General features: G+C 44.1%; 28 protein-coding genes. 16 read left to right on the forward strand and 12 right to left on the reverse strand.

Annotation, left to right across the window (positions count from 1 at the left end; translation table 11 throughout):
• Nucleotides 1-79 precede the first annotated feature (79 nt).
• Both ACFSRY_RS07365 and ACFSRY_RS07370 read left to right on the forward strand, forming a co-directional pair.
• Nucleotides 80-1,621 carry a hypothetical protein gene (locus ACFSRY_RS07365; protein WP_377504712.1) on the forward strand — a complete coding sequence of 514 codons (1,542 nt, stop codon included), beginning with the start codon at nucleotides 80-82 and terminating at the stop codon, nucleotides 1,619-1,621.
• An 18-nt stretch (nucleotides 1,622-1,639) separates the two neighbouring features.
• Nucleotides 1,640-2,197: a manganese efflux pump gene (locus ACFSRY_RS07370; protein ID WP_377504715.1), complete on the forward strand. Its 558-nt coding sequence runs from the start codon at nucleotides 1,640-1,642 to the stop codon at nucleotides 2,195-2,197.
• 17 nt (nucleotides 2,198-2,214) lie between these two features.
• Here ACFSRY_RS07370 and ACFSRY_RS07375 read toward each other — a convergent pair whose 3' ends face one another.
• The 4 genes from ACFSRY_RS07375 to ACFSRY_RS07390 all read right to left on the reverse strand — a co-directional run bounded on the left by ACFSRY_RS07375 (nucleotide 2,215) and on the right by ACFSRY_RS07390 (nucleotide 6,643).
• Nucleotides 2,215-2,964: an SDR family NAD(P)-dependent oxidoreductase gene (locus tag ACFSRY_RS07375; protein ID WP_377504717.1), complete on the reverse strand. Its 750-nt coding sequence runs from the start codon at nucleotides 2,962-2,964 to the stop codon at nucleotides 2,215-2,217.
• Nucleotides 2,965-2,967: 3 nt separating this feature from the next.
• Nucleotides 2,968-3,675 carry a type IX secretion/gliding motility protein PorT/SprT gene (gene porT / locus ACFSRY_RS07380; protein WP_377504720.1) on the reverse strand — a complete coding sequence of 236 codons (708 nt, stop codon included), beginning with the start codon at nucleotides 3,673-3,675 and terminating at the stop codon, nucleotides 2,968-2,970.
• A 14-nt stretch (nucleotides 3,676-3,689) separates the two neighbouring features.
• Nucleotides 3,690-4,412: a bifunctional demethylmenaquinone methyltransferase/2-methoxy-6-polyprenyl-1,4-benzoquinol methylase UbiE gene (gene ubiE, locus ACFSRY_RS07385; protein WP_377504723.1), complete on the reverse strand. Its 723-nt coding sequence runs from the start codon at nucleotides 4,410-4,412 to the stop codon at nucleotides 3,690-3,692.
• A gap of 143 nt (nucleotides 4,413-4,555) precedes the next feature.
• Complete coding sequence (locus ACFSRY_RS07390) at nucleotides 4,556-6,643, reverse strand: OmpA family protein (RefSeq protein ID WP_377504726.1); 2,088 nt, start codon at nucleotides 6,641-6,643, stop codon at nucleotides 4,556-4,558.
• 558 nt (nucleotides 6,644-7,201) lie between these two features.
• Between ACFSRY_RS07390 and yihA the strand changes: the two genes are divergently transcribed.
• The 4 genes from yihA to ACFSRY_RS07410 all read left to right on the forward strand — a co-directional run bounded on the left by yihA (nucleotide 7,202) and on the right by ACFSRY_RS07410 (nucleotide 9,206).
• Complete coding sequence (gene yihA, locus ACFSRY_RS07395; protein WP_377504729.1) at nucleotides 7,202-7,807, forward strand: ribosome biogenesis GTP-binding protein YihA/YsxC; 606 nt, start codon at nucleotides 7,202-7,204, stop codon at nucleotides 7,805-7,807.
• Nucleotides 7,808-7,882: 75 nt separating this feature from the next.
• A complete protein-coding gene (locus ACFSRY_RS07400) occupies nucleotides 7,883-8,287 on the forward strand; it encodes an energy transducer TonB (RefSeq protein ID WP_377504732.1) in 405 nt (134 codons plus the stop codon).
• Between the two features lie 21 nt (nucleotides 8,288-8,308).
• Entirely contained in the window at nucleotides 8,309-8,818 is a 510-nt protein-coding gene (locus tag ACFSRY_RS07405; protein ID WP_377504735.1) for a DUF5606 family protein, read from the forward strand.
• An 82-nt stretch (nucleotides 8,819-8,900) separates the two neighbouring features.
• Complete coding sequence (locus ACFSRY_RS07410; RefSeq protein WP_377504738.1) at nucleotides 8,901-9,206, forward strand: hypothetical protein; 306 nt, start codon at nucleotides 8,901-8,903, stop codon at nucleotides 9,204-9,206.
• Between the two features lie 10 nt (nucleotides 9,207-9,216).
• On the opposite strand, the gene fbp is transcribed toward ACFSRY_RS07410, so the two are convergent.
• A complete protein-coding gene (gene fbp / locus ACFSRY_RS07415) occupies nucleotides 9,217-10,224 on the reverse strand; it encodes a class 1 fructose-bisphosphatase (protein WP_377504741.1) in 1,008 nt (335 codons plus the stop codon).
• Nucleotides 10,225-10,313: 89 nt separating this feature from the next.
• Between fbp and ACFSRY_RS07420 the strand changes: the two genes are divergently transcribed.
• The 5 genes from ACFSRY_RS07420 (at nucleotide 10,314) to ACFSRY_RS07440 (ending at nucleotide 14,129) form a co-directional block, all read left to right on the forward strand.
• Nucleotides 10,314-11,573 (forward strand): aspartate kinase, encoded by a 1,260-nt coding sequence (locus ACFSRY_RS07420; protein WP_377504744.1) that lies wholly within the window; start codon nucleotides 10,314-10,316, stop codon nucleotides 11,571-11,573.
• Nucleotides 11,574-11,703: 130 nt separating this feature from the next.
• Complete coding sequence (locus ACFSRY_RS07425; RefSeq protein ID WP_377504747.1) at nucleotides 11,704-11,955, forward strand: hypothetical protein; 252 nt, start codon at nucleotides 11,704-11,706, stop codon at nucleotides 11,953-11,955.
• Between the two features lie 91 nt (nucleotides 11,956-12,046).
• On the forward strand, nucleotides 12,047-12,820 hold the full coding sequence (locus ACFSRY_RS07430; RefSeq protein WP_377504750.1) for an enoyl-CoA hydratase-related protein: 774 nt from the start codon (nucleotides 12,047-12,049) through the stop codon (nucleotides 12,818-12,820).
• Nucleotides 12,821-13,010: 190 nt separating this feature from the next.
• Nucleotides 13,011-13,475, forward strand: coding sequence for a Fur family transcriptional regulator (locus tag ACFSRY_RS07435; RefSeq protein WP_377504753.1), 465 nt, complete (start codon nucleotides 13,011-13,013; stop codon nucleotides 13,473-13,475).
• Between the two features lie 24 nt (nucleotides 13,476-13,499).
• The gene (locus ACFSRY_RS07440) at nucleotides 13,500-14,129 is read left to right on the forward strand and encodes a peroxiredoxin (RefSeq protein WP_377504756.1); all 630 of its coding nucleotides are present in this window, start codon (nucleotides 13,500-13,502) and stop codon (nucleotides 14,127-14,129) included.
• Nucleotides 14,130-14,201: 72 nt separating this feature from the next.
• Here ACFSRY_RS07440 and ACFSRY_RS07445 read toward each other — a convergent pair whose 3' ends face one another.
• The 5 genes from ACFSRY_RS07445 to ACFSRY_RS07465 all read right to left on the reverse strand — a co-directional run bounded on the left by ACFSRY_RS07445 (nucleotide 14,202) and on the right by ACFSRY_RS07465 (nucleotide 17,322).
• Nucleotides 14,202-14,828 carry a class I SAM-dependent DNA methyltransferase gene (locus ACFSRY_RS07445; protein ID WP_377504759.1) on the reverse strand — a complete coding sequence of 209 codons (627 nt, stop codon included), beginning with the start codon at nucleotides 14,826-14,828 and terminating at the stop codon, nucleotides 14,202-14,204.
• Nucleotides 14,806-15,315, reverse strand: a complete 510-nt coding sequence (locus ACFSRY_RS07450) for an N-acetyltransferase (RefSeq protein WP_377504762.1) — start codon at nucleotides 15,313-15,315, stop codon at nucleotides 14,806-14,808. The genes ACFSRY_RS07445 and ACFSRY_RS07450 overlap by 23 nt, the downstream gene beginning before the upstream one ends.
• A 6-nt stretch (nucleotides 15,316-15,321) precedes the next feature.
• Nucleotides 15,322-15,804, reverse strand: a complete 483-nt coding sequence (locus ACFSRY_RS07455; protein WP_377504765.1) for a GNAT family N-acetyltransferase — start codon at nucleotides 15,802-15,804, stop codon at nucleotides 15,322-15,324.
• Nucleotides 15,805-15,878: 74 nt separating this feature from the next.
• Nucleotides 15,879-16,640 (reverse strand): carbonic anhydrase family protein, encoded by a 762-nt coding sequence (locus ACFSRY_RS07460; RefSeq protein WP_377504768.1) that lies wholly within the window; start codon nucleotides 16,638-16,640, stop codon nucleotides 15,879-15,881.
• A 4-nt stretch (nucleotides 16,641-16,644) separates the two neighbouring features.
• Entirely contained in the window at nucleotides 16,645-17,322 is a 678-nt protein-coding gene (locus ACFSRY_RS07465) for a DUF2490 domain-containing protein (RefSeq protein ID WP_377504772.1), read from the reverse strand.
• Nucleotides 17,323-17,800: 478 nt separating this feature from the next.
• On the opposite strand from ACFSRY_RS07465, the gene ACFSRY_RS07470 reads away from it, so the two are divergent.
• The 3 genes from ACFSRY_RS07470 (at nucleotide 17,801) to ACFSRY_RS07480 (ending at nucleotide 20,778) form a co-directional block, all read left to right on the forward strand.
• Nucleotides 17,801-19,051 (forward strand): 3-deoxy-D-manno-octulosonic acid transferase, encoded by a 1,251-nt coding sequence (locus ACFSRY_RS07470; RefSeq protein WP_377504775.1) that lies wholly within the window; start codon nucleotides 17,801-17,803, stop codon nucleotides 19,049-19,051.
• Nucleotides 19,048-19,971: a ribosome small subunit-dependent GTPase A gene (gene rsgA, locus ACFSRY_RS07475; RefSeq protein WP_377504779.1), complete on the forward strand. Its 924-nt coding sequence runs from the start codon at nucleotides 19,048-19,050 to the stop codon at nucleotides 19,969-19,971. The genes ACFSRY_RS07470 and rsgA overlap by 4 nt, the downstream gene beginning before the upstream one ends.
• A 105-nt stretch (nucleotides 19,972-20,076) precedes the next feature.
• A complete protein-coding gene (locus ACFSRY_RS07480; protein WP_377504782.1) occupies nucleotides 20,077-20,778 on the forward strand; it encodes an SDR family oxidoreductase in 702 nt (233 codons plus the stop codon).
• A 73-nt stretch (nucleotides 20,779-20,851) separates the two neighbouring features.
• On the opposite strand, the gene ACFSRY_RS07485 is transcribed toward ACFSRY_RS07480, so the two are convergent.
• Nucleotides 20,852-21,529, reverse strand: coding sequence for a fasciclin domain-containing protein (locus ACFSRY_RS07485; RefSeq protein WP_377504785.1), 678 nt, complete (start codon nucleotides 21,527-21,529; stop codon nucleotides 20,852-20,854).
• Nucleotides 21,530-21,653: 124 nt separating this feature from the next.
• Between ACFSRY_RS07485 and ACFSRY_RS07490 the strand changes: the two genes are divergently transcribed.
• Both ACFSRY_RS07490 and ACFSRY_RS07495 read left to right on the forward strand, forming a co-directional pair.
• Nucleotides 21,654-22,112 (forward strand): peptidylprolyl isomerase, encoded by a 459-nt coding sequence (locus ACFSRY_RS07490; protein WP_377504788.1) that lies wholly within the window; start codon nucleotides 21,654-21,656, stop codon nucleotides 22,110-22,112.
• A gap of 283 nt (nucleotides 22,113-22,395) precedes the next feature.
• Nucleotides 22,396-23,700 carry a dicarboxylate/amino acid:cation symporter gene (locus tag ACFSRY_RS07495; protein WP_377504791.1) on the forward strand — a complete coding sequence of 435 codons (1,305 nt, stop codon included), beginning with the start codon at nucleotides 22,396-22,398 and terminating at the stop codon, nucleotides 23,698-23,700.
• Here the strand turns inward: ACFSRY_RS07495 and ACFSRY_RS07500 are convergent.
• A complete protein-coding gene (locus tag ACFSRY_RS07500; RefSeq protein WP_377504794.1) occupies nucleotides 23,678-24,412 on the reverse strand; it encodes a hypothetical protein in 735 nt (244 codons plus the stop codon). The genes ACFSRY_RS07495 and ACFSRY_RS07500 overlap by 23 nt on opposite strands.
• Between the last annotated feature and the right edge of the window lie 212 nt (nucleotides 24,413-24,624).

The raw sequence follows: 24,624 nt of genomic DNA on the forward strand, positions 1-24,624 counted from the left end.
TGCTAACACTTCTTTATATTGTTTGCTCACCCTCCTTCTTTTGACGGTAAGTGGTTGCAGTGAACGCTATGCCCATTCCGTGCAACAAGTTTCAGCACCTAAAAACTTATCAATCAAAGTACCAGATTATACGGACAGCACTATAAGTATAGCTGCTGGCAAGCACTACGACAGAGGCTGGCTTCACACTTTCCTATATGGCAAACACTACCGTGAGGCATGGTCTACACCTGTTCAGGTTAAGGTGCTGGATATTGGCACAGCGAAAGGGGGCCTTAAACCTTTGCAGATGGGTGGCAGCCGGCAGACTATAAATATGCGTATGGTTAATCCCAATGGTGTTGAGTATGTATTACGCTCTGTTGATAAGGAGCCTGCCAGTGCACTGTCAGAAAGGTTGCAAAAGAGTTATTTGGCCAATATTGTTAGAGATGCCACTTCCGCCACGCATCCCTATGCAGCACTCACAATACCTAGAATGGCAGAGGCTCTTGACATTTATCATACAGATCCCGAACTGGTTTTCGTACCTCACGACCCAAGATTGGGACCTTATGCGGATAGCATAGGAGGAACACTGGCTTTACTGGAGCGGCGTCCAGATGGAGATCAGTCGGATAACCCTAAAATGGGCAACGTTAACGAAGTAGTTAGCACAAGATCGGCTCTTACAGAAAGGCTCACAGATAACGACTCTCACTTCGATGCCCGCTATTACCTTCGCGCCAGACTACTAGACATGCTGCTCGGGGATTGGAGCCGACATGAAGATAACTGGCGATGGGCCGCTTTTGAGCAAGAAAAGAGTGCCTACACCTTCAAAGCCATTCCCCGCGACAGAGACAATGTCTACTATAAACTGGCAGATGCTACCATTCCCTGGCTTTTTATGCGGCTTCAGCTAAAACCTCACTTTCAGACTTTCAGGAAAGACCTGAAGAACCTGGAAAAACTGAATAAAAGCGGACGAAACCTAGATAAATTGATTTTGGCGGAACTGGAGCTAAGCGATTGGCTTGAGGTGGCAGACAGCGTACAACAAGCCCTGACGGATGATGTGTTGGAAGAGGCAATTAAAGCCATGCCTGATACCATTTATAAATTAACAGGAGCTGAGATTCTGGCAAAGCTAAAAAGCAGACGCGGTCAATTACAAGATGCTGCCCGGCGGTATTTTACTATTCTTTCTAAAGAGGTTCAATTGGTTGGTACTGATAAACATGAGCTCTTTGAGATTCATGTCGTTTCTCCTGATCAGTTGCAGGCAAGAGCTTATAAAATCACAAAAGATGGTAAAGTAAAAGACTTGCTTTACGAGCGCACCGTTAACGCAGCCACTACTAAGGAAGTTAAAATATATGGTTTGAGTGGTGACGACAAGTTTGAATTAAAGGGGGACGTGAAGCCTAAAATAAAAATAAGTATTTGGGGAGGAGCTGGAGAAGACGAATATTATACAGTAAATGATTCCAGCAACCTGGGTAAGCGTGTGCATATTGTGGACTCCCGTTACAGAAACTCCTATAAGGTAAACAAATATATTTCAGTAGATATAGATAATACTCCTCGTGCAGATGTATTTAATGCGGAGGGCTGGCTTTTACGCTATTACCTGGATTAATCCTGAAACACCTCTTTTATGATAAGTCAGCTGCTGTTTTTAGGATTAGTTATTGGGTCCAATAATCTAGCAGCCGCACTTGCTCTTGGAGCACTCGGGCAGGCACACCTGCGTTTTAGAATCATGTTGGTGTTTGGTTTCTTCGAGTTTCTAATGCCGCTGGTAGGCCTGTGGCTGGGGAACAAAGCAAGCACAGTTGTAGGAACAGCAGCGGGTTACATTACACCTCTTATTCTTATAGTACTGGCTGCTTTTTCCTTTTATGCAGCTACTAAAAACAGCAAAGACGAGAAAGAGCTTGCGAAACAAATTACAACCTGGCAGGGCCTTATACTACTCGAACTAAGTTTAAGCCTTGATAATCTGGCTGCAGGCTTTGGGCTTGGACTAAGAACTGCCCAGTCACCACCCCCACTTATCCTTGCACTTACCATTGCCGTATTCTCAGTAGCTTATACTTGGTTAGGCTTAGTATTAGGTAAAACAGGTCGTAAAACCTGGCCAACCTTTGCAGAGATAGGGGCAGGTCTTTTACTCGTTTTGCTTGCTGTGCTAATCTGGTTTGATGTTCTTTAAGAATGGAAACTATTAACTTATTCTTTAATTACAACAGTGGACGATGCCTGAGCAGTTGGTAGCACCAGCACTTCTGCCAGATTTACATGAGCAGGCCTGGTTACGATAAAGCTAATCAGCTCTGCAATATCCTGTGCCTGCAATGCCTGATAGCCCTTGTACACGGATGCAGCACGTGCTGTATCACCTTTGAATCTTACCTCAGAAAACTCCGTTTCAACCAACCCGGGATTCACTTCAGACACTTTGATTCCTTCCTGTACTAGGTCAATTCGCATGGCTTTGGAAATAGCGTCTACTGCATGTTTAGAAGCACAGTACACATTGCCGTTCGGGTATACTTCTTTGCCGGCAATAGAGCCAATGTTTATGATATGCCCTTTCTTTTGCTTTTGCATGAGTGGCAATACAGCATGACTTACATAAAGCAGCCCCTTTACATTGATGTCCATCATCGCATCCCAGTCCTCCAGAGAACCTTCCTGAAAGGGAGCCAAACCATGGGCATTACCTGCATTGTTGATCAATACTTCTATTTGCTGCCATTCTTCAGGGAGAGAATTTACCGCCTGTTGCACGGCATCTTTATCCCGCACATCAAAGGCCAAGGTATAAACCGGCATGTTGGTAATCTCCTGCTTAAGCTCTTCTAGTCGCTCCGTACGACGACCTGTGGCAATTATATGATAGCCATTTTTAGCTAACTCAACAGCCGTAGCCCAGCCAATACCTGAAGTGGCACCCGTAACAAATGCTATTCTAGCCATTATTTACTCAAAGTGAAGTATAAAAGAAACGTTATGGTTTGTCAGCTTCTGAATGCTTCTGTTGTAAACACTCTCGTTTGAAACGTGCTGGTTTAACAGGCCATGCGAGAAGCGTATCTCAGGGGCAAACTTAAAGAAAGGATAGAAGATGTCTACACCGAAACCATACTCTATGGCAATATCGAAATTATTCACCAGCAATTCATTTTCGGCATCATCACCGCTTCTGGCGTTGCCCAGGTCTATTCCTGGCTTAACCCCTCCTATCAAGTACATTCGTACATTGTTATCCCGGCGCTTAGCTTTATATTTTAACAGAACTGGCAGCTCTATCACCGTAGACCCAATGGTTTTTACAACTTCCTGCGCTTCTCCACCAGTAGGAATGTTAGAATACTCTATGGTGCGACCATAAAATCCAACTCCTGGTACGAAACGGGCGCTCATGTACTCAAACAGGCGAACGTCCAGTATCAAGCCAGTATAGAACCCTGGAGATACTTTTGCATTTACAGCATAGGCACCACCTCCACCTGGGTCAGCAGCTAATTGGTCGGCATACTCCTGCGAATGCTCAATTTTATATTTGGTAATAGGCACAGACAGGTAGAAGCCATAATGAACAACTTTGTCATCATAACCAGGTTTATTTAGTCCGGAAATTTTCTTTTGTGCTTCTGCTGCATTACTGCCTAAAAGCAATACCAGCACTATTACAAATAGATTTATTTTTTGCCTATATAAATAGAGCTGATTCCGAATGTGAGTGAATGCCATTGCGTACTTTTAAATCCAACTTCCTTAAATATGCTTATAAAATCCTCCCCATCCGGGAAAGCCTGCACCGACTCTGGCAGGTATGTATAAGCAGCGTTGTCTTTGGAAACGAGTTTACCTACCACTGGTAGTATATTCTTAAAATAAAATTGGTAAAGCTGTTTCATGGGGAAGCTGCGCGGTTTTGAGAATTCCAGTACAACAGCTGTTCCACCTGGCTTCAGCACACGGTTCATCTCTGCCAAACCTTTTTTCAGGTTTTCGAAGTTACGCACACCAAAAGCAACCGTTATGGCATCAAATGAATTGTCTTCAAACGGAAGGTTCTCTGAGTCCCCGTACTTTAGCTCAATCTTATCTGTCAGCCCCTTTTTAGACAGCTTCTCACGTCCTACGGCTAACATACCCTCTGAGATGTCTACTCCCACAATTTTATCTGGACTAAGGCGCAAAGTTTCGATGGCAAAGTCTGCCGTTCCAGTTGCAATGTCCAGCACATATTTAGGTTTTTCAGGAGCCAGTAAACTTACTGCTTTCTTTCTCCAGATTATATCGATGCCAGCACTTAAAAAGTGATTCAGGAAATCATACTTGCCTGCTATGTTATTGAACATAGTAGCTACCTGTGATTTCTTATTTTCGTTCTGGTCTTTATAGGGTACTACCGCCATGGGTCTTCAGGAAAATTGTAATAAGGCAAAAATACTGTTCCTAAAACTATAATCCGCAGAATATGTTCCGAAATGTAAAAAAACTGGCCGGACAAATATGCCCGGCCAGTTTTTTTACCCCTTAGTTTAGCAGAGGGTATTGTCTAGTTGATGTTTTCAGGGGCGGTAGCCTCCTTGTTTCTAGAAAGCTCCCCTTCTTCCACCCTTATTACTTTGATCTCTACACGTCTGTTCTGCCGTCTGTTTTCTAAAGAATCGTTAGGTAACAATGGTCTACTTTTTCCGTAACTGGCCTTGCTCATCTGCTCCGGGGCCACCCCCTGCTTTACCAAGTAAGTATAGGCTGCATTTGTTCGCTTTCTGCTTAAAGTAGTATTGTAGCTACTACTAGCCTTTGAGTCTGTGTGACCTTCTATGCTTATCCTCATCTCTGGCTTCAATTTAAGGATACGCGCCACCTCATTTAGCTTCTCTTTAGACTCTGGTTTTAAGGCATAGGAATCTGTGGTAAAGAGCAGGTTTTCAATTTCAAATGTGTCGGGAGTAAGCTTACCGGCAGTTTGCGCCCCCTGAGCTATAGCAGCTGTATCAGGAGCAGCGACAATGTTAAATCTGATTTCTGACTCTGGAAGCTGAAGGTCTTGCATAACAATAGCAGAATCTTTTAGCACCATCGGGACCTCGAGCTCCATTGCTGCGATCTGTTTCCCATCCTTCAGGGCTTCCACCTCATAGGTACGGCCAGAGAGAACATGAACAGTATATGTAGCAGAGTCAGGACTGGTATAAACCCTGTACTCCAGTGGCTGGCGATTGGCCCTTGTAGACCGGAATACCAGCTCCACTTCGGGTGCCAGAGTGCTATCTGCCTTTGTATAAAGTTGCCCTTTTACTTCTACAGTTTTGAAGTAGTTGATAGTATAAATATCTTTCTCTCCATAGCCTCCGATGCGGTAAGATGATAAGTAAGCATAGCTCCCGTCCGGGCTGATACGGTAATAAGTATCATCATCCGGAGTATTTATTGGTGTTCCAAGATTCACAGGGGTGCTCCAGCGCATGGCTACAGAATCGTAGGTAGATGAAAAGATGTCATACCCCCCCATCGTATTATGCCCTTTGGAAGAAAAGAACAAAGTGCCGTCTTTAGCCAAGAAGGGACTATCGTCATCGAAAGGAGTATTGATCATGTCTCCAACACTTTGGGGATCCTCCCAGCTACCATCCTTATTACGCTTTACTACATAAATATCCAAGTCCCCTTTCTTGGAGTAATGGGTTGTGGAGTAGTATAGTGTATTCCCATCGGGAGTAATAAAAGCATCTGATTCAAAGTCGCGGGTGTTAACTTTATCACTTATACTTTTGGGAGCACCCCAACTGCCATCCTTCTGCCGCTCAGACACCATAATATCACTGTTGTTGTCCTTATTCGCCCTGTACAGCAACATTTTTCTATCGTTATCAAAAAGCTGAATAGAAGCATCATGTCCTACACTGTTCAAGGCACCGGGAACAACTCTTGTAGTTTCCCACTTATCCCCTGCAATTCTCCGTGTCTCAAAAATGTCTTCGTAAAACTCCCCATCCACAGCCTCTTTACCGCCTGTTGCTTTCTCGCCGCGCGAGGTAAACAACAGGTAGTTGTAATCGGATGAAATAACGGGGCTATGCTCCGAATATGCTGTGTTAATCGTCCCTCCCAGGTTTTTAACAAACACGTCTTTCGGGTTCGACACCTCTGCTTTAGCATTCTCAGCATGCTGTATCAACTGGTCTACATGTGCCAGGCGCTCTACCTCTCTTTTTGAGAGTGTCTTCTTATAGCCCTGAAAATAAGTGATAGCCTCCTCAAAAAGATAGTTGATATGGTACACCCGGCCAAGCCAGTACTGTAGTTCCCTGTCTACTTTAGGGTTAAGCTCCTGCGCACGGTCCAGGTAATCAATGGACTTCTCTTTGTCAAAGGCCATGTAGCTTATTCCAGCCCTGTAGAGGGCTTTTACATTATCCGGATCCTTTGCCAGCACCTTCTCAAAATAAGGAATGGCTTCTCTATGGTTTTCCTGCTCAAAGTATTTGTTCGCAGCTCTTAAGTTTCCCCTTACGCCCTGCGCTGATGCTGTAAAAGCTAATAGGAGAAACAAGGAAATCCATAGCATTACCCCCGAAAAAAATCTGGACATTTGGTTCATGTTGATTTGTTTATCTGCTTCCAAAATTAGCTTCATCTGTACCCAAGCAGAGAAAAGTTCTATTGTTAGAACTTTTAATACCCTGCAACCAGCTAATCCGGAACTATAAATTGAACAGTTGACGTAAAGATACCAAAACCAGAATATAATAAACTCTTAATTATTTGATTTATAACCCGCAACACCTAATCATATCCTAAAACAAACTTTATAATCGAATACAAAAATATAAGTTTTCACACACCAAACTACCTCTTATCGCATTTAAAGCAAATATTATAGCAATATTATGTAGCATATATTTTGATTGAAACTTATACATTTAATTATATCTGAAGATGAAAATTCTTCTTGGCCTATGTCAGGTCTTGTACTTGCCAACGTGTCAATCCAAAATATTTATTGCACAGAATAGCTTAACTTATAATGTATATGCCATGCTCCCGTTGCTATTACTGAAGAGACCACCTGTACTCTAAATCTTGTTTAGAAAAATAAGCGTAACTTTGATGCTTTAGTATATTCACGCCAGTAATGCAGGTTGTATTTCCATACCTACAGGCTGGCAGGCAATGGAAATGAACCAGAGAAAGCATGATTATTAAAGAGGCAAAGTTTTTGATGAGTAATACCAAAGTAGAGCTGTGCCCCGCGCCTGATAAGCCGGAGTATGCTTTTATTGGTCGCTCAAACGTGGGGAAGTCGTCGCTGATAAATATGCTTACTGAGCAAAAGGGATTAGCTAAAACTTCTTCTTCGCCTGGTAAAACACAGTTGATTAACCACTTCCTGATCAACGACAGCTGGTATTTGGTAGATTTACCCGGGTATGGCTACGCTAAAGTTAGCAAGGGTGCCAGGGAGGATTGGCGAAAGATGATTAATTATTACTTTCAGAAGCGTGAAAACCTGACCTGCGTTTTTGTTTTAATTGACTCCCGCCATGAACCTATGAAGGTAGACCTTGATTTTATTAATTACCTTGGTAATTTGGGAGTACCTTTTGTGATCGTTTTTACTAAATTAGACAAACAGTCTTCTATAAAGACAGACTCAACCATAGCTGCCTATACCCGTAAATTGCGTGAAACATGGGATGAACTCCCACGCATGTTCCGGACCTCAGCTGAGAAAAAAATCGGCCGTGAAGAAATTCTGGGCTTTATCGAAGAAGTAAACACCCAGATGCAGCAGCAGTAGTTCTTTTTTATTGAGGTAACCAGAAGTTGCAGGAGCACCCTAAAGTGAAGTAGAAATAATTAATTGTTTACCTGTATGAAAACTAAATTCTCATTTTTGTTTATTTTATTTGCTTTCGCAGCTCTCACAGTTTCCGCACAGACCGGCGAAACAAAAAAAGAAGAGGCGCAGGAAGAGAAAGTATGGATGCCTGAAAAGATGCCTCCGATTGCTGAGCATTATGAAGGCGGCCAGGAGGCGATGTATAAAGCCATTTATAAAGAGCTTACTTACCCTACCCTTGCCAGGCGAAATCGTGTGCAGGGAGAAACCATTATCGGTTTTACCATCAATGAAGATGGCTCCACTTCTAATTTTAAAGTATTGCGCAACGCCGGTGCAGGTACTGGAGAAGAAGCACTTCGGGTAGCAAAACTTCTGAAATTTAAAGCTCCGGGATACAGCGTTAACGGAAGTATTCCAATCGTGTTTAAACTATAACAAAACAGTTTATACTTAATTATGCCTATTGATTTAAGACAAGTTGCAGCCATTTCTGGCCTTGGAGGCCTTTACAAGGTTGTAAAGCCAACGCGTACAGGTGTTATTGTTGAAAGCTTAGAAGACAATCCTAAGACCATGGTAGCACAGGCTCGTCATCGTATGTCATTACTGGATGAAATTTCCATTTATACCACCGATGAAGAAGGCACTGTACCTTTGGCAGATGTTTTTCAGCGCGTACATGAAAAGTATGGCGACACGCTGCCGCTAAGCGAAAAGCCTAGCAACGAGGAGTACAAAAAGTTTATGAGCGATGTGCTGCCAGACTTTGATGAAGACCGTGTTTACGTGTCTGACATGAAGAAGCTTGCCAGCTGGTACCTCATCCTTAATAAGCATGTTGGGTTCTCTACTGAGCAGGAAGAGGAAACTGCAAAGGAAAAAAGTGCTACGGCAAAGGAAACAGAAGAAGCCACAACTGAGTCTGGATCAGAAAAGAAAGCCAAACCTGCCAACAAGAAGAAGTAGGTTTACAGCAAAAAAGAACGCCCACCGGCAACGGAGGGCGTTCTTTTTTATAGTTATTAAATACCTGCCTTACTCCTGAAGCATGCAATACCCACCAGCAATTATCTCCAGCGCTACCAGCCGGTTACAAACCTTGTTTGATGTTGAGAATTTACCTGCATCAAACCTGGAAGCACTTCATTATAAGTTAGCCCGCGTTATACAACACCTGCTTCAGGCCGATCTGAGTCGCCTGCTGCACATTCTTTACCGGATTGATGTAGAAGAACGTCAGGTGAAAGAGGCCATGATAGCAGATGACCCGGAAATAATTGCGGAACGTATCTCACGTCTCATTATTAAACGAGAGTTGCAGAAAGCGGAAATACGGCAAAGGTATAGCGGCTGATAGCGGTTTACTATGAAACCGCTACTTCTGCACGCATAAATTCCTCTACTTTATCCACCATTTCTGTAGAGCCTATAACCAACGGGCAACGCTGGTGCAGTTCTGTGGGCTCTAATTCCATGATTCGCTTTGTGCCGGTTGTAGCCTTCCCTCCAGCCTGCTCTACTATAAAAGCCAGCGCATTACACTCATACATCAGGCGCAGCTTACCATTAGGTGCTTTAGCTGTTGACGGATAGATGTATATTCCGCCCTTCAGCAGGTTTCTGTGGAAATCAGCCACTAACGACCCTATGTAACGCGCTGAGTAATTGCTTCCTTTGCAGTAGTTGATGTAGTTCTTTACTCCCTCCGGGAAACCATTTATACCACCTTCGTTGCAGGAGTAGACATTACCCGTGCGTGGCGATACAATATTAGGATGAGAAAGGAAGAATTCGCCCAAAGACGGATCATACGTAAAACCGTTCACTCCATGACCTGTGGTATAAACCATCATAGTAGAAGAACCATAGATCACATAACCTGAAGCAACCTGGCGCGTACCATTCTGCAGGCAGTCCTCCAAGGTACCCTCACTACCAGTTTCAGAAGTTCTTCTATAGATAGAAAAGATTGTACCAATAGAGACGTTAACATCAATGTTTGAAGAGCCATCCAATGGGTCTATAGCCACTATGTACTTACCCTTTAAATTTCCGGTCTGGATTATTTCTTCTTCCTCTTCGGAAATGATAGCGCATACCTCGCCACCGTTGCGAAGCGCTCTGATAAAGCGAATGTTAGCAATTACATCCAGCTTCTGCTGGTCCTCGCCCTGGACGTTCTGGTTACCGTACGCTCCGGTAACATCCAGTAAGCCGGCGCGGTTAATCTCTCTGTTTACAATTTTTGCTGCAAGCGCAATATCGCGTAACAGCTGCGACAACTCTCCGGTTGCATACGGAAAGTCCTCTTGTTTTCTCATGATGAACCTGTCCAGAGTGGTGCCTACAGGTAAGGCCAGCTTGTCATTCATAAAATAAAGATTAATCCTTCTACAAAAATACCAATTTTAGGCAATATTACTAAGTATATATATTTTTACGACACATGAGCACAGATAGGATGAAAGTTTATAAGTTTGGAGGCGCATCTGTGAAGAGCGCAGAGGCATTCAGAAATATTGCCCACATCGTCAGAACATACGGCGGTAAGGAACAACTACTGCTTGTGGTCTCGGCTATGGGCAAAACGACAAATGCTCTGGAACAAATTTTTGACCTGGCTTACAACCAGCAGAATTTCGAATCAAGTTACTTACAATCTATCACTTATCATCAGGAGGTACTTCAGGAGTTGTTTCCTTCGAAATCGCACCCTGTGCATGAGCGTTTGGAGCAGTTGTTTCTGCAGCTTAAATATGAGCTGCAAAGGATAAGCCCCGGAGCTAACTACGATAAATCTTATGATCAGATCGTAAGTTTCGGAGAAATATTTTCATCCACCATCCTCCACTACTTTCTGCAGGAGCAAGCCTTACCCAACATTTGGGTCGACAGCCGAAAGTATATACAGACGGATAGTAACTGGCGTGAAGGAAGAGTAGACTGGAACTGGACTGAACGCCTCATCAAGCGAGACCTTCCTGCTGTACTGGAGCAACAGTTGGTGGTAACACAGGGCTTTCTTGGTGGCACTACGAATGGCTTCACCACTACGCTTGGCCGTGAGGGTTCTGATTTCAGTGCTGCCATTTTTGCTTACTGTCTGGATGCTACAGAGATGTGTATCTGGAAAGACGTGGCCGGCTTACTGAATGCGGACCCGAAATATTTCAAAGATACGGTGCGTTATCCGGAGATTTCTTACCAGGAAACTGTAGAAATGGCCTATTATGGTGCTTCCGTTATTCATCCTAAAACCATAAAGCCTCTTGCCAATAAGCAGATCCCCCTCTATGTCAAATCATTTTTGGACCCTGCTGCTGCAGGCACTAAAATCTGCGACTGCCGTTTTGAAAAGTTAGCCCCTGCTTATATTATTAAAGAAGATCAGTGCCTGGTTTCCTTCAGCGTTAAAGATTTCACCTTTATTTCGGAACAATCTCTCGGAGCGATTTTTAATGCTTTATCTGAGTTAAGAATTAAGATTAACCTGATGCAAAACTCAGCCATCTCCTTTTCTATATGTACAGATTTTAATCAGGAACGAATTCAGCGGCTAATTCAAACTCTCCATGATCAATTTGTAATTTATTATAATACAGGACTTCGTCTTTTTACAATAAAAAATTATGATTCTGATAGTTTAAATAATATATTAGCAGGAAAAGAAGTCTTACTGGAGCAGCGCACCCGTAATACATTTCAAATTATTTGCAGGTAATTTTTTATTAATCAGTAGTTTACAAACGCTAAATCTCTATTTCAATAGGTGAATTAAAATATTTATATATTTATAAACCTATATATTAGATATACGTAAAATAGCTTAGTGTACACACCACCACCCTTCTATGCAAACAGCTGAAAAACTTACCTTCACCTTTGTCTTTAAACTAGCAGTACTATCCGTTCTGCTGTTTATAGGTGTAATGATGAAATCTTCGAAGGTGTCTCAACCCGCAGGTACAAGAAACATAACAGATTATCAAGTTCCTGTTACTGTAGAAGTTCCTGTTACTGTAAAGGAAAATGACACACTACAGATAGATGAACCGATTTACAAACTGGTAAAATACCGGCTCGCAAATAATGCCTCTATCTAATCATCAAGCCCTTCTTAACCAGACGGGCTTTTTTTATGCTTACTCAAAAACCGTAACTTGAGGCTTCAACATCAGATGAACAAATAAACCTATGGAATTTATACTTGTTACTCCCCAGGCGCAACCACACGTAGCGCTTATACAACTAAACAGACCTAAAGAGCTGAACGCCCTGAACCTGCAGCTGATGGGCGAGCTACGCGATGCTTTAAAGGAGTTGGATGAGAATGAAGAGGTGCGGACAATTATTATTACAGGAAATGCCCGCGCCTTTGCAGCTGGTGCTGATATAAAGCAGATGGCAGGTAAAACGGCTATTGATATGCTGAATATAGATCAGTTCTCAACCTGGGATCAGATTCGCAAAACCAAAAAACCTATCATCGCTGCCGTATCTGGTTTTGCTTTGGGTGGCGGGTGCGAACTTGCCATGACCTGTGACATGATAGTAGCTTCTGAAACAGCCATGTTTGGCCAGCCGGAGATAAAGATAGGCGTGATGCCAGGTGCAGGTGGTACACAACGCCTTACCAAAGCCATCGGAAAAGCCAAAGCTATGGAAATGGTTCTCACAGGCAAGTTCATGACCGCTGAAGAAGCGGAAAAGCACGGCCTTATCAACCGCGTGGTACCCGTGGAACTATACCTTGACGAAGCCTTCAGGCTTGCGACTGAGATAGCGCAGATGTCTCCGGTTGCTGCCAGACTGGCTAAAGAGTCTGTTAACCGAGCCTTTGAAACACAACTGGATGAAGGCCTGCACTTCGAGCGAAAGAACTTTTATCTCTGCTTTGCCTCCGAAGACCAAACAGAAGGCATGAACGCTTTTGTGGAAAAACGAAAGCCGGAATTTAAAGGCAGATAATTTGTAAAAAGGGAGGAGGTCCTGGTAGCTACCAGGACCTCCTCCCTTTTTATTCCTTACGCTAAGGTTGGCTATACATCCTCCTGCCCTACATTTAGCTATTTAAAAGCAGCCAAACTTGCACCCGCAATAAGTATGCACTACCTTTGCAGTAAAATTTCCTAAATAAGAAATTTTATTAACAACTGGCATGCAGCAAGTAGAACGACATACATTACGAGAGCTAATTGTGGAAAGTGGCCTTAAAGCTACCCACCAGCGCATTGTAGTGTATGAGGCACTTACGCTGCTGCACAGCCACCACCCGACCGCTGAAGAAGTACACCTGCACCTGAAGCCGGAAAACCCGAGCATATCACTTGGCACAGTTTACAAAACACTAGACAGCTTTGTAGATGCAGAACTTATCAGGAGAGTACTTACTGAAGAAGGCGGAAAGCGCTATGATGCCAATATAACCGCACATAGCCACATCTACTGCAGCAACACACGTGAGGTGATTGATTATGAAGACACTGAATTGGAGCAACTTCTAACTGATTACTTTAAAAAACGCAGGGTGGAGAACTTCGAGATTAAAAGCTTTTCGGTGCAGCTGACGGGTAAAAAAGTGGAACCAGATAAACAAATAAGTATTTCAAGATTAATTAAATAGATTTTAAACTTTAAACTAGATAAAATGGCAGTATTAGTTGGTAAAAAAGCACCATCTTTTAAAGCGACAGCCGTAGAAAACGGTGAGTTTGTAGAAAACTTCTCATTGGAGCAGTACCTGGGTAAGAAATATGTACTATTTTATTTCTATCCGATGGACTTCACTTTTGTATGTCCTACAGAGATCATTGCTTTCCAGGAAAGAATGGAGGAGTTTGAGCGCAAAAATGTAGCTGTGGTTGGTTGCTCTACTGACACACATTTCTCTCACTTCGCGTGGCTGAACACTCCGAAGGATCAAGGTGGTATCGAAGGCGTAAACTACCCACTTGTAGCTGATGCAACTAAAACAATCGCTACGAACTACGATGTACTTGCTGGTCATTACGACTACAACGAGGAAGGTGAAATGATTTTTGTAGGTGACCCAGTTGCTTACCGAGGTCTTTTCCTGATTGACAAAGAGGGTGTAGTTCGCCACCAGGTTGTAAACGACATGCCACTTGGCCGCTCTGTTGATGAGGCACTTCGTATGATTGATGCCCTGCAGTACTTTGAGGAAAAAGGCGAGGTTTGCCCTGCAAACTGGTCTGAAGGTAAGGAAGGCATGCAAGCAACAAAAGAAGGTGTTTCCAGTTACCTTGCAAATCACTAAGCTATATCAGCTTTTGAATAGAAAACGCCCCGGCTCTGGTCGGGGCGTTTTTATTTGGATACCTAAATAGCACTAAAGTTTCTGCAAAAGTATGGTCAGGATGCGTGGTACACCTGATCGGTCATTATCATCAAAATGCTCATCCAAATCTACCAGTTTAAGGCCGTGCTGCCTGCCGGACCGCACAAAATCTGAGACATGATGGGTATAACACTCCACTTCCTGCCTGCCCTCTTCTGTATCAAATCTTGCCTTGGTACCCAGGTATTGCTTGAAAGGGTGCAGTTCTCCGATGTAAACATACCCTCCTGCTTTAAGTGCCTTAGCCACATTACTAAAAACAGGCCCCAGTTGCTCAATATGCTCCAGCACCAGGCTAAAGCTCACCAGGTCATAGGGCTGCGTTACAAAATACCACTCCTGGGTTATATCAGCTTGTACAAACGTAACTTTCTCCACATTTACCTTCTCCTTTGCACGCTCCAGCATCTCCTCCGAAAGGTCTACTGCCGTTACATGTACCGCTTTCTGCTCCAGCCACGCTGTATTTTTTCCGGTGCCGCAGCCTATCTCAAGACAATTTAAAAAAGGAACATCAGCTAAAACTGTTCTAAGCGCTTGTCCCTCCAAGTCTCGCGTTCTGTTCTTGTTGGTATCATACTGAGATGCCCAACTGTTATATGCCTGTTGCGTGCTCATTTCCGAAAAATACTGTTGGTTCCTTCCTCCACCTGATTTTCACTGCAGAGATTATGTTTGTCTCCAGCCGTGTATCTGCAATTACTTCAAAACAGTTCTTTATATAGAAACCAATTGGAGAAGTATAGTTTTCGCCGCTGCTCTTTTTATAGGCCGGTTTGTCAATCACCCATCCGTTCAACTCTTTTTCTAACTTCTTGGCTAAGCTGAGCAGGCCACAGCCGACCCCTTTTCCTTGTATTTTTGAATCCATGATCATGGCAAACCACCTTTCTTTATCGCGGGTAAAACACGCTAGCCATCCCATTACAGCCTGTTCGGCATCAACTACCAGATAATGATGTGCCTCTTCGAGCTTCTGTAGATAAGCTTCAAACTCGCTCATATCTGCGTATACCAAATCAAGAGGATACTCCCTGTTCCACAGCTTAAGAATACCTTCTTTTTGCCTTTGCGTCAGAATCTTTGTTTCAACTACCTGCACCACAAAACTCTAAAGTTCTTTCAGCATCCAGATGGTGCAGGCATAATGCCCTGAATTTCCAAGCGCATGCGGCAATGGCTTAAACCCAGCTTTCTCATACATGGATACGGCTCTTGCCAGCTCCGGGAACGACTCCAGGTACAGTTGTTTATAGCCAAGCTTTCTGGCTACCTCTATGCTTTTTTGCATCAGTTGATTGCCGATTCCCTTGCCCCTGGCATCGGCAGACAGATAAAATTTCACCAACTCTGCACAGCCTTCGGGCAAACCCTCTGTCGGGTATACTCCACAACCTCCTATCATAACACCATCTTCCTCGGCAACAAAATATGCACTTGCAGGATGCTGGAACAACTGGTATAAAGCATCTGTGGTAGGGTCAGTATAAACTGTTCCTGGCTTATCTATTTTAAACTCCCGAAAAACCTGCCGGATAAGATTTGCCAGTTCCTCGTTGTCTGCTTCCTGAATAGGTCTGATAGTGCTGCTCATTGGTTACGCCTGTAAGACTACGTGAATGTCTCTATTGAGACAAAAGTAGCTTAGTTAGTTTAACCGGGCAACTTCTATTCTATGAACTCTACCACTCCTGTTTCCATGTCATAAAAAGCGCCAACAATTTTTATTTCATTCTTGTCAGCCATTTCTTTTAATATGGGGCTTCGCTGTTTTATGTTTTCCACTGTGTTTCTGACGTTAGCCTTAGAAACATGCGTTACAAACTCATTATTTTTAGTTGTTTTCTCTCCGCTATAATCCTGTGCCATCTGCACCGCCGGACGAATATTCTGCAGCATAGCTGTTATGTTTCCCAACTCAACATCGTCTATAGCCGCTTTTACAGCACCACAGCTTTCATGGCCCATTACCACTATCAATTTAGAGCCGGCTACCTTACAGCCAAATTCCATGCTGCCTAAAATATCTTCGTTAACAAAGTTACCGGCTACGCGCGCCACAAACACATCGCCTATTCCTTTGTCGAAAACATCTTCTACAGGTATTCTACTGTCAAGGCAAGATAACACTACGGCTTTAGGATATTGCCCTAAGGCACTGGCCCTGACCTGTGCAGAGTGATTGCGCCTGGTTAAATCATTCTTACGAAACCGTTCGTTACCTTCTTTAAAGCCCTGAAGCACTTCATCTGGCGTAAGGGCAGCTTGTTCTTCAGCTGTTAACACCTTCTCAATCAACCCCTGCTGCTGGCTTGTTTCATTAACACGTTGGGCCGAATACTCGCCCTCTCTTTCGTTTGTTGTTTTGCATGAGACAAGTAGCAGGCAACAGCTACAAACGACTGCGTAAATCATAACTGGCTTTTTCATGGTTTCAGTCTTTAAGAAATGGAACGTTGTTGAATAGTACAACCTGCACCTGTTCCCGGTGCCTGTTTTCAAGTGCTTGCGACATAAAGCCGATTTCCGCTCTCAAGTACTTGTTAATGGTGTAGCCCAAGGCTCCGTACAAGCGGTTTCTATCGTAGTGGGGAGAGGTATTATTGATAAAGATTTCATTGTAGGCAGACAGATAAATAGTTTTTGGCACCATTTCTCTGTTTGTGAGGGGCAGGTTTACAGACAGAAAATACCTGTACCGCATTTTAAAGTCTGTATCCTCTATAAACCGCTGCTCAAAGCGGTACCGGTGCTGCAGATAGAAGCGGCTAAACTGCTGTCGGGTGATAAACTGCTGGAAAATACGGTGTTCTGAAACACTCCGTTTTAAGTCTGTGCCGGAAACATAAGGCTCAGAAAAGATATAGGCATAGCCCAGCAGCAGGTTGTTATTTCCGGGTGTGAGATTATAACCTAATCCTGTTCTGAGCAGGAGCTGCTCCAGGTCACCAACTGCATTGTAGTTACGATACTGTACCTCGTTATGCCAGTTCCACTTTTTGCTTAAATGCTGGCTGCCAATGTAGATGTACCAACTGCCTGTGCTGCTACTTTGTGCCCATGCGCATGAAGTAGCAATGAAAAAGCACGCAAAGACACAAAACCGGACCATAACATAACAGTTAGCAAAAGAGGTTAGCCTCTTTCCGTTGACCCTCGCCCTACACAGAGAGCACCAAAATCATAACCGTAACTGAGGTTAGAAGTTTATTGGGTGAAGATTAATTTATTGTTAAGAAATGGCTGTGGCATCTTCGCTTACAAACATGAAAAAACAAGGCTAAAAACTTGTTCCTTTGACACTTACAGCACCAATAAAATAGCTATATAATTATTGAGCTAAAGTAAGTGCGCTTTCTTGAAGCGCTATTCAAGATATACTTAACTACTGCATAAGCACAACAACTAATTTTACCCTCCTAAAAAACTGATAACCATAACTGCGCAAGCTGTTAATCACGAACCTACTACGTTTGTTACTATCCATTCACCTACAAATTGTATCTCCCTTACAGACTATCCCTCTGTAATCCCCTATATTTGCAGCAAAGAACAAATCCCTGATACTGGGCAAATAGCAAAAGGTAAATTTGAAGTTATTCTACAATATCGGATTGAAAGCCTACGAAGCCGCCATTGCACTGGCCGGGCCTTTTAATGAAAAGGCTAAGCTAATGCGGCAAGGGCGGGCAGGGCAATTCGAAAAGTTACAACAAGCGTTCCAAGGCAATACAGCACCGGTAGTATGGTTTCACTGTGCTTCGCTGGGCGAGTTTGAGCAGGGACGCCCATTGATGGAGGCTCTTCGGGAGGAGTTATCAGATTATAAGATTCTGCTTACCTTCTTCTCCCCTTCCGGCTACGAAGTGCGTAAGAATTATGCGGGGGCAGATTACATTTTCTACCTGCCCCTGGATAGCGCCGCCAACGCCAGGCACTTTCTAAACATCACTAACCCAGCGCTGGCGGTATTCGTGAAGTATGAATTCTGGCACTATTACCTCCAGGAGCTGCAGCACAGAAGTATACCCGTGCTTTCGGTTTCGGCTATTTTCCGGCAGGAGCAGGTGTTCTTCAAAGGCTATGGCGAGTTCTACCGCAACATTCTACGCCGCTTCACACACATCTATACCCAGAACCAACACTCCCTGGAGCTACTGCAAAGCATAAGTATTAAGAATGCAAGCATTGCCGGCGACACACGTTTCGACAGGGTATTGCAAACTGCTGCATCAGCAAAGACAATCCCTTTGGTAGAGGCCTTTGCCAACAAGCAGAAGGTGTTTATGATAGGTAGTAGCTGGCCTGCTGATGTAGAAGCACTCTTGCCATTGATCCAAAAGTATAAAGGAGGTTTAAAATTCATCATTGCACCACACGAGGTAAATGAGGCAAGTATAGATGCGCTGATGAAATTACTGGACAATGATGCTGTTCGCTTCTCAAAAGCTACTGAAGCTGATGCTATGAAATACAGCGTGCTGGTAATCGATAACATTGGCATGCTTTCTTCACTCTATAGCTACGGGACCTATGCCTACATTGGCGGTGCCTTTGGTAAAGGCTTGCATAATACGTTGGAGGCTGCTGTTTTCGGATTGCCGCTTTTCTTCGGCCCGAAGTACGATAAATTTCAGGAAGCAAAGGATTTGGTTGCATTGGGCTGTGCTTTCCCGGTAAGCAGCGCCGAAGAGCTCCTGCAGGTTGTTGAACGGATACACACAACACCCGGACTTCGCCAGAGTATAACCGACAAGGAAAAAGAATACGTACAAAAGCAGGCTGGCGCTACAGCTAAAATTATAGCTGATGTAAAGCAGCTGCTGAAAAAGAATAAATGAAAGGAGTAGTAGTTAAATCAACAGGATCATGGTACCTGGTGCGCGATGAAGAGGGAAAATTGCACAGGGCACGCCTGCGTGGCAAATTTAAGATAAAGGGAATGAAAGTGAGCAACCCTCTTGCCGTAGGTGACCGCGTGGAGTTTGAGGTGGAAACAACAGGGGAGGATACTGCGGTCATTCATACAATTGAGGATCGCCAGAACTACATTATCCGCCAAAGCACCCACAAAACGGCCTACTCTCACATTATAGCCGCCAACCTCGATCAGGCCCTGCTTATTGTAACGCTGGTATCACCACGAACATCTTTCGGGTTCATTGACCGCTTCCTGGTTACAGCCGAGGCGTATGATATTCCTGCTGTGCTTATATTCAACAAAACAGATCTCTATGACGAAGATATCCGCAATTACCAACGCCAGATCAGCCATATGTATGAGCAAATCGGCTATCCAAGCTTAACGGTATCAGCTAAGACCAATGAGGGCATCGAGGAGATTAAAGCTCTGTTACATGGTAAAACCACCCTCCTTTCCGGGCATTCCGGTGTAGGTAAATCCACGCTCATCAATATAATTGTTCCGGATTTGGAACTGAAGACCTCCGAAATTTCTGATTTCTCCGACAAAGGCGTGCATACCACTACTTTTGCTGAGATGTTCGAAGTTGATAAGGAAACTTACATCATTGATACTCCAGGAATCAAAGAACTAGGTATCGTAGACATTCCAGCGACAGAGCTTAGTCATTACTTTCCTGAAATGCGCGAGCGGCTCAACCAGTGCCGCTTCAATAACTGCACCCACTTCAATGAACCAGGTTGTGCTGTAATTGAGGCAGTACGTCACAATGAAATCTCCCTCACCCGCTACGAAAGCTACCTTAGCATGCTGCACGGCGGCGATAACCGGAAATAAGTTGCTAAAAGTGAGTTGAGTTTTTACTGCTTATCCTTAAGCGGGCAACTAACTATTCCCCTCTCCCTCCGTTATAGAAACCTGACACTCAAACCTATTACTACTATGAAAATCAATAATGCAAATATTCTGATCACCGGGGGCACTTTAGGCATTGGCCATGCCACAGCAAAACTTCTTATCGAAAAGGGAGCAAATGTGGCTATAACAGGGCGCGATGAAAAAAGAACGCACAAAGCCGCCCGTGAACTGGGTGCCCTGCCTATAGCAGCAGACGTTGCAAACCCAGAGGATGTAAAGCGTACCATTAAAGAATTTATGAATGAGTATGGCAGGCTAGATGTACTCATCAACAACGCTGGTATTGGCTTATCCAAAAGAGTGGAAGAGCTAACGGTAGAAGATTTTGAAAAGGTTTACCGGGTAAATGTGTTTGGAGCAGCCATGATGGCGGCACAGGCTGCCAAAATTTTCAAGAAACAGAACTACGGCAACATTATCAACATTGGCTCTACTGCAGCAACAAATGGCTATGAGGGAGGATCTGTGTATGCATCCTCAAAGGCAGCTATCAGAAGCATGACCCAGAGCTGGCAGAAAGAGCTCCGGAAGCACAATGTGCGGGTAACGCTGATAAACCCTAGCGAGGTTACAACCGCTTTTGGAAAACCAGATCGCGAAGAACGTGATTCGCAACCGAATAAACTCCGGGGAGAGGAAATAGCATGGGCAATAAAGGGCGCGCTGGAAATAGATGATCGGGGCTTTATACCTGAGCTTGCCGTTTGGGCCACAAACCCTTTTTAAAGCTAAATAAAAAGGGCGGCTGTTGTTTTACAGCCGCCCTTTTTATTACCACAAGTTTAAATTCCTTTTACCGTTACTTCCTTTCAGGCATCAGTACTTTGTCTACGATATGGATAACTCCATTCTCGCTCTGCGCATTGGCTATTATTACTTCAGCGCCATTGATCATGATTTTATTATTGCGCTTTGTAACTTTTAGTTGCTCACCGCCTACCGTTTTAAGCATGGTGCCATCCCGCAACTCCTCTGCAGTCAGCCTGCCTGCCACCACATGATTGTTAAGGATCTCAACGAGTTTCTTTTCGTTCTCTTCTTTCATAAGGTCCTCAACAATACCCTCGGGTAAGCCTTCGAAGGCCTTATTGGTGGGTGCAAAGACAGTATATGGGCCGGTTGCACTTAAAGCCCTTACCAGTTCCGCTTTTCGTAAAGCAGCCGCCAGCGTTGTAAGTGTAGGAGCAGAAGTAATATTTTCTACAATCAACTGCGACGGCATCATTTCATGGCCGCCTACATCAGGGTCCGTCATTGTTAATTCCACTTCTTCAGTGCCACCCTCAGCCTCTCCACCTCCTGCTATGCGGCCGGGAGTAGTCGGGTTGGCCATCTTTGCCTCCACCTGCGCCCCTGGGTTCGGTCTTGTTTCCTCTTGCATAGGATTTTCCATCCTTTCCTCATTATTCCCACAACTAAAGAGCATTGTGCTGCAAAATATGGAAATTCCTAATCCAAATAATTTTGTTTCTTTCATGATTATTATATTGTATTTATCGCCTTATTTATTCATCCTAATTGGATGGCTTATAGACTTCTTAAACTATAAATTGTGTACTTTTGTTGTAATACATTGTTTTACAGATTAAGAAATAGAAATTATGAAAACCGCAGAAATCCATACTGGCAAGGGCGTAATGAAAGTTGAGTTTTATGAAAAAGACGCTCCTAAAACAGTACAAAACTTTATAGATCTTGCTAAGAAAGGCTTCTACGACGGCCTTACTTTCCATCGTGTTATTCCTGATTTCGTGATTCAGGGTGGCTGCCCTAACTCACGTGAAGGCGCTAAAGGCGTACCTGGAACAGGTGGCCCTGGCTATAAAATTGATTGCGAGTTAACAGGCGAAAACCAGTATCATGACCGTGGCGTACTTAGCATGGCACATGCTGGCCGCAATACCGGCGGATCACAATTCTTTGTCTGCCACAGTCGCAAAAACACGGCACACTTAGATCGCAACCATACATGCTTCGGTAAGGTGGTGGAAGGTCAGGATGTGATTGACCAGATAAAGGCTAACGATAAAATCGAAAAGATTGTGGTGAACGAAGAATAGTTCTTCACTTTTCATCGTACAAAAAGCCGCTCCTGTAGCGGCTTTTTTTGTGCCATATCCGTATTTACTGCTGTACTTTTAGCTGGTTAAGCGGTATCTTTCTAACAATAATTCTCCTGACTGAGTATTTATGTGTAGCTTTACCTAAGGGCTGTTCGGTGCTTACAGGGAAATATCTTCATTGCCTGTCCCGGCTTTATTAAGTACCTGGCTCTGTATAACCATAATTATACTTTACTAAATCGGGTACCAGCCTTAGTGCCGGACTCCATTCAAGTGCAATATGAAGAAACTCGCTTTACACTGGCAGATCTTAATCGGCATGACTCTGGGTGTGCTATGGGGAATACTTGCCAGCTCTCTGGGCCTCGTTGAATTTACCACGGATTGGATTAAGCCTTTTGGTACTATCTTTATAAACCTGCTTAAACTTATCGCGGTACCGCTGGTACTGGTTTCGCTTATCACAGGTGTTTCTAGCCTTAGCGATGTAAGCAGACTTTCCCGGATTGGGTCTAAGACCATAGGTATTTACCTGATGACAACTGTTGTAGCCGTCGTCATGGGCTTAGTGTTAGTAAATGTCTTTCAACCCGGAAAAGCGTTCTCACCCGAGAAGCGTGAGGAATTCAAGGAACAGTTTGCCTCTACCACCACCCAAAAATCCACTGATGCCGCCGCTGTAGAAGGGCAGGGTCCGCTTCAGCCCTTGATAGATATCGTGCCAAGCAACATATTCGGTGCCCTGACTAATAATGGTGCTATGCTGCAGGTTATCTTTTTTGCCCTGCTTTTCGGCATCGCCCTTATCATGATTCCTCCCGACAAGGCAGCTCCTGTGAATGACTTCTTTGAGGGGGTGAACCTTGTTATTCTGAAGATTGTGGATCTTATCATGAAAACAGCTCCTTATGGTGTTTTCGCTTTACTTGCCGGACTAGTGGTGGAGTTTGCCGGTGAAGATCCAGGGTCAGCCGTCGAACTTTTGTTGGTGCTAGGTTACTACTGCCTGGTGGTAATAGCAGGACTTGCCCTGATGATCTTTGTCGTTTACCCAACTTTAGTGACCACTGTAGGGAAGACCCGTTACAAATCCTTTTTCGAAGGAATATTCCCGGCACAGATGCTGGCTTTTTCTACTTCTTCCAGTGCCGCCACATTGCCTGTAACCATGGAGCGCTGTGAGCAAAATCTGGGGATTAATAAAGAGATTACCAGCTTTGTACTGCCGTTAGGAGCTACCATCAACATGGATGGCACCAGCCTTTACCAGGCAGTGGCAGCCGTGTTCATCGCACAAGCCTATGGCATAAACCTGGATATTATGGCTCAAATAGGTATTGTCATGACAGCTACGCTTGCCTCTATTGGAGCAGCAGCCGTTCCGGGTGCCGGTACCATCATGTTGGTTATCGTATTACAGCAGGCAGGTATTCCGGTAGAAGGGATTGCACTGATACTTGCTCCGGATCGTATTCTGGACATGCTTAGAACTACTGTGAACGTTACCGGGGATGCCACTGTAGCTATGATGGTGGCAAGAACAGAAGGCCAGCTGCACCCGCCTAGAGAGACAACAGCAGTATAGCATATAGCAACGCCCCGAGCACGAAGGCCCAATAACGGCTTTCGCGCTCCTCGGGTAGCTCTTCTTTAAGTACATTCAGAATAACACCTCCCCCGATAAAAGCAGTTAAAATCACTACAATCGTTTCTGACACTTCTTTTACATAACCCACTGTCCAGCCAATAATTAAAGCCAGCACCAGTACCCACCTGCCATACTTCTTATAGTTCCCCCGGTGATGCTCCAGCATACCAAAATCATTTACCAGAAAGTGAAGCGCCATCGCGATGGTAAAAAGAATAACAGTTTGTGTAGGTTCTTCTTCCCGTTGGAACAGGATGTACCCAATCAGGGCATTGTATAGTGCGAATGAGCCAATGTGTAGCCAGAAAACTCCTTTTGGAGATTTGCTCTCCCCTTGATCTCTTTTGATCTGCTTACGCTTTGCTGATACTACTGAGCGTTCCAGACCATAGAAAACAGACATTCCAATAAGTGCTACCAAATAAACATGATGCTCAAGGAACTTCTCAGCCCACACGACATTCTCCTCCATATGCATCTGCCCCTGATGCAGTTCAGGAAAAAGGTGGATGAACACGTAAGCTACTGAAACCCCACTTGCTCCAGAAAGCCACGTACTACGCGGGATTCCCGCCAGAAAACGAAGTCTGCTCCCAAAGAAGTGGATGAACGCCAAAACAAGAATTGGCCAAATAGAGACATATCCCATATCACCAAACTACTTTATTTATCAACCTTTGGTTACTGCAGAACAGATTGGTGCCAGTTACATGGGAGATAAATAGTTGTTGACAACTACCGGCAATCAACGCTATTAGATGGGTACCTGGACAGGCAAACCGCTATGTAAAACAGGAAACATGAAACATGAAAAAGGAGGCTAAAAAATGCGCCTCCTTTTCCTTTTTCATACTATATAAC

The sequence above is a fragment of the Pontibacter locisalis genome (assembly GCF_042684605.1).
Classification (GTDB): Bacteria; Bacteroidota; Bacteroidia; order Cytophagales; family Hymenobacteraceae; genus Pontibacter; species Pontibacter locisalis.

Coding starts and splice junctions, on each gene's coding strand:
- ACFSRY_RS07370 (WP_377504715.1), top strand. CDS start 1,640: ATGATAAGTCAGCTGCTGTTTTTAGGATTAGTTATTGGGTCCAATAAT.
- ACFSRY_RS07375 (WP_377504717.1), bottom strand. CDS start 2,964: ATGGCTAGAATAGCATTTGTTACGGGTGCCACTTCAGGTATTGGCTGG.
- ubiE (WP_377504723.1), bottom strand. CDS start 4,412: ATGGCGGTAGTACCCTATAAAGACCAGAACGAAAATAAGAAATCACAG.
- ACFSRY_RS07390 (WP_377504726.1), bottom strand. CDS start 6,643: ATGAAGCTAATTTTGGAAGCAGATAAACAAATCAACATGAACCAAATG.
- yihA (WP_377504729.1), top strand. CDS start 7,202: ATGATTATTAAAGAGGCAAAGTTTTTGATGAGTAATACCAAAGTAGAG.
- ACFSRY_RS07400 (WP_377504732.1), top strand. CDS start 7,883: ATGAAAACTAAATTCTCATTTTTGTTTATTTTATTTGCTTTCGCAGCT.
- ACFSRY_RS07405 (WP_377504735.1), top strand. CDS start 8,309: ATGCCTATTGATTTAAGACAAGTTGCAGCCATTTCTGGCCTTGGAGGC.
- ACFSRY_RS07410 (WP_377504738.1), top strand. CDS start 8,901: ATGCAATACCCACCAGCAATTATCTCCAGCGCTACCAGCCGGTTACAA.
- fbp (WP_377504741.1), bottom strand. CDS start 10,224: ATGAATGACAAGCTGGCCTTACCTGTAGGCACCACTCTGGACAGGTTC.
- ACFSRY_RS07420 (WP_377504744.1), top strand. CDS start 10,314: ATGAAAGTTTATAAGTTTGGAGGCGCATCTGTGAAGAGCGCAGAGGCA.
- ACFSRY_RS07425 (WP_377504747.1), top strand. CDS start 11,704: ATGCAAACAGCTGAAAAACTTACCTTCACCTTTGTCTTTAAACTAGCA.
- ACFSRY_RS07430 (WP_377504750.1), top strand. CDS start 12,047: ATGGAATTTATACTTGTTACTCCCCAGGCGCAACCACACGTAGCGCTT.
- ACFSRY_RS07435 (WP_377504753.1), top strand. CDS start 13,011: ATGCAGCAAGTAGAACGACATACATTACGAGAGCTAATTGTGGAAAGT.
- ACFSRY_RS07440 (WP_377504756.1), top strand. CDS start 13,500: ATGGCAGTATTAGTTGGTAAAAAAGCACCATCTTTTAAAGCGACAGCC.
- ACFSRY_RS07445 (WP_377504759.1), bottom strand. CDS start 14,828: ATGAGCACGCAACAGGCATATAACAGTTGGGCATCTCAGTATGATACC.
- ACFSRY_RS07455 (WP_377504765.1), bottom strand. CDS start 15,804: ATGAGCAGCACTATCAGACCTATTCAGGAAGCAGACAACGAGGAACTG.
- ACFSRY_RS07460 (WP_377504768.1), bottom strand. CDS start 16,640: ATGAAAAAGCCAGTTATGATTTACGCAGTCGTTTGTAGCTGTTGCCTG.
- ACFSRY_RS07465 (WP_377504772.1), bottom strand. CDS start 17,322: ATGGTCCGGTTTTGTGTCTTTGCGTGCTTTTTCATTGCTACTTCATGC.
- rsgA (WP_377504779.1), top strand. CDS start 19,048: ATGAAAGGAGTAGTAGTTAAATCAACAGGATCATGGTACCTGGTGCGC.
- ACFSRY_RS07480 (WP_377504782.1), top strand. CDS start 20,077: ATGAAAATCAATAATGCAAATATTCTGATCACCGGGGGCACTTTAGGC.
- ACFSRY_RS07485 (WP_377504785.1), bottom strand. CDS start 21,529: ATGAAAGAAACAAAATTATTTGGATTAGGAATTTCCATATTTTGCAGC.
- ACFSRY_RS07490 (WP_377504788.1), top strand. CDS start 21,654: ATGAAAACCGCAGAAATCCATACTGGCAAGGGCGTAATGAAAGTTGAG.
- ACFSRY_RS07495 (WP_377504791.1), top strand. CDS start 22,396: ATGAAGAAACTCGCTTTACACTGGCAGATCTTAATCGGCATGACTCTG.
- ACFSRY_RS07500 (WP_377504794.1), bottom strand. CDS start 24,412: ATGGGATATGTCTCTATTTGGCCAATTCTTGTTTTGGCGTTCATCCAC.